The organism is Paenibacillus sp. OT2-17 (assembly GCF_009827695.1).
Lineage (GTDB): Bacteria > Bacillota > Bacilli > Paenibacillales > Paenibacillaceae > Paenibacillus > Paenibacillus polymyxa_B.
Window position 1 is genome coordinate 1 of record NZ_WUDQ01000465.1, and the last position, 2988, is coordinate 2988.

The 2988-nt window shown below is 46.5% G+C and carries 2 protein-coding genes; both read left to right on the forward strand.

Features of this window, described 5'->3' with window-relative positions:
- On the forward strand, window positions 1-2346 hold a 2346-nt coding region (locus GRP75_RS23155), incomplete at its 5' end, for a YhgE/Pip domain-containing protein (RefSeq protein WP_160790481.1).
- A gap of 405 nt (window positions 2347-2751) precedes the next feature.
- Window positions 2752-2988: aldo/keto reductase (locus GRP75_RS23160; protein ID WP_160790482.1), on the forward strand; the 237-nt coding region annotated here is incomplete at its 3' end.

Sequence of the window (2988 nt, forward strand, 5' to 3'; positions counted from 1 at the left end):
CTGATCCCGAAAGATTTTTCAGAGAAAATTACGAGTGTGCTGACGGAAAACCCGCAAAAGCCGGAAATTGATTACGCCGTAAATGAAAAAATTAATGCAGTAGCTCCGAAAATTACATCTTCGGGGGCAACCTCTCTAACGAACCAGATTAGCCAAAACTTTATAGAAACTGCCAGCCAGGCGGTATTGACGAAGTTGAAGGAAGCCGGAGTCAAGCTGGAGGAAGAGCTCCCGACGATTCGTAACATTGAGAACCGGGTGTTGGAACTTAATAATCGATTACCAGATATCGATAGGTTGGGCAAACAGGCATTGGAGCTGGAGCAAAATCTGCCCAAAATTAAGGCACAGGGACAAAAGATCATTGCATTGAAGGAGAAAATTCCTGAAATTAACCGTGCCGGTGACCTGGTGCTCAAAATTGACAAAAACATGCCTGAGCTGGACAAGGTAGCCGCTGTTATTTTGGATATCCAAAAAAGACTACCTGATATTCAAAAGGCCGGTGATCGAATTGTTGAACTAGATCAAAATTTCAGCAGGGTAGAAAGCGCACTGGCCACCGCCCTAGAGGACACGCAAACGGCTCTTAAAGTCATTAATGCTGCCCAGAAAGCACTGCCAGAAGTACAGAAAATAGCGGACACAGGCAAGGATTTTACAACCGGTTTACTCGAATTTCTGGACAAAAACGAGGGTGCGCTTGATTCGATTGGTACAGTAGTTAAAGAAGACTTACAACTGGTACAACAAATCGCGAATGAAGTTTCTCAGATTACAGACATTGTTCGTGGTGTGGATTTTGATCCTAAAGCAGCACAAGCTGCGGTGAATCGTGTCAGCGGTAGGCTGACAACTGCCGTGGGAGTGTTGGATCATATTTCTCAATTGCTGAACCGTGTGAACGGATACTTGCCAAGTCAACCTCTGGATTCACTTATTTCCCGTGTGAGCGGGGTAGAGGATCGTTTCCGTCGTCTGAATAGCACAGTAACTAGCATCGGGGATGCCATTCAGCGCGGCGAAAAGCCTGCGCAAAATCTGCTGGATGACACTGATCGCCTTGCAGGAGAAATCAGTAGCGGAATTGACAGCATTTTGGGCAATTATGATACGGAGTATGCACCCGCCATTCAAAAGGCGCTGGATCAGATCAAATCCGTTGCCCGCAATTCTGCCAATGTGCTGCCTACAGCTCAAGAGCAGCTACCGAATATTGAAAAGCTATTAAATGACGCACAGGCTGCAGCAGAATTCGGTCAGCAAGAGCTAACACGTCTCCAGCAGGATCTGCCACAATACCGTCAAAAACTGCATGAAGCGGCGACGACGATTCAGGGGCGCATGGGCGAGTTTACGAATGCTGTGAACAAAGCGGCAGACTTTGTAAATAACGATTTGCCAGCGGTTAAAAGTAAAATTCATCAGGCAGCAGATTTTGTGCGTAATGATTTGCCTAAAGCGGAACAACAGTTTGTCAAAATGGCTGACTTAATAGAAAATAAATTTCCTGATGCAGAAAAAGCGGTACACCAAGTAGCCAATTTTGTAAGGACCGATCTTCCAGCTGCCAAGGATTCCATACGTCAGGCTGCAGACACAATTCGCAAGCTTAAGGGCGAAAATGCACTCGGACGCGCTATTGCATTGCTAAAGGGGGATGTGAAAAAGGAAAGTGATTTTCTCGGCAGTCCGGTATCGTTGAAGCAGGAGCGGATATACCCAATTCCCAACTATGGTTCTGCGATGTCACCTTTTTACACTACATTGTCGATTTGGGTAGGTGCGATGCTACTGGTCTCGATGTTCAGGGTAGATGTGGATGACCCGGAAGGACAATTTAAAAGCTACCAAGTGTATTTCGGACGGCTTATGACATTCTCCACGATTGGCATTTTTCAAGCGCTGAGCGTATCTCTCGGTGACTTGTTCCTGCTCGGGGCGTATGTGGATGCCAAAGTAGCTTTTGTACTATCGTCTATGTTGATCAGTCTGGTGTTTACGGCGATGACCTATACACTAGTTTCTGTGTTCGGCAATATCGGCAAGGGACTGGCAGTCATCCTGCTGGTGCTTCAATTCTCCAGTTCAGGAGGGACATTCCCGATTGCGACGAGTACACCGTTCTTTCAGGCGCTGAATCCGTTCGTACCATTCACCTATGCGGTTAGTCTGTTACGAGAGACAGTAGGAGGGATGTTGCCTTCAACGGTGATACGGGATGTGGTGATGCTGTTTGTATTTATCGGTGTTTGCTTCCTGTTTGGATTGGTGTTTAAGAAGCCGCTCAGCAAGCATACGAAAAAAATGGCCGAGCGAGCAAAAGAAACGAAATTGATTCCTTGATTGTAAAAAAAGAATGAGTTACGGTGGCTGAAGTGAGCCGCTCCGCGAAGGATTTGATCTTACGATCGCTGTTGCCACGGGATTCTTTGGATTGGATTAGGACATGACAAGGTAAGAATCCCATGGCAAAGGCGAACGCTTCGCTTCTCCAGATTCAAATTCTCCGCTCCGCTGCAACCGCCGTAAAGTCACTATTTTTTCATATGGAGTAGGTAGTATGGTAGGAGATGCCTCGCGCTTGCTGCTTCGGCGGTGCGTGGGGCTTTTTTGCATGCGCTATCCAACCTTAAATTGCATTTGGGGGTGTTTCAATGTGGTTTTTTCTGGTGAATAAACGGAGTATGGTCTTTTTTGGCATGTAATTTTGCGGAATTTTAAAATCCTTAGGCAAAGGCGGGAGGCAGTATGGAGTATTCATACTTAGGAAAGTCAGGCTTGAAGGTTAGTCGGTTATGTCTGGGGACGATGAATTTCGGACCGGAAACCGAAGAAAAGGATGCGTTTAAAATTATGGATGCCGCACTGGATGCGGGCATTAACTTTTTTGATACGGCTAATGTATATGGCCATGACCGTAAAGGTTGGACAGAGGAAATTATCGGACGTTGGTTCCAGCAGGGCGGCGGAAGACGCGAGAAGGTC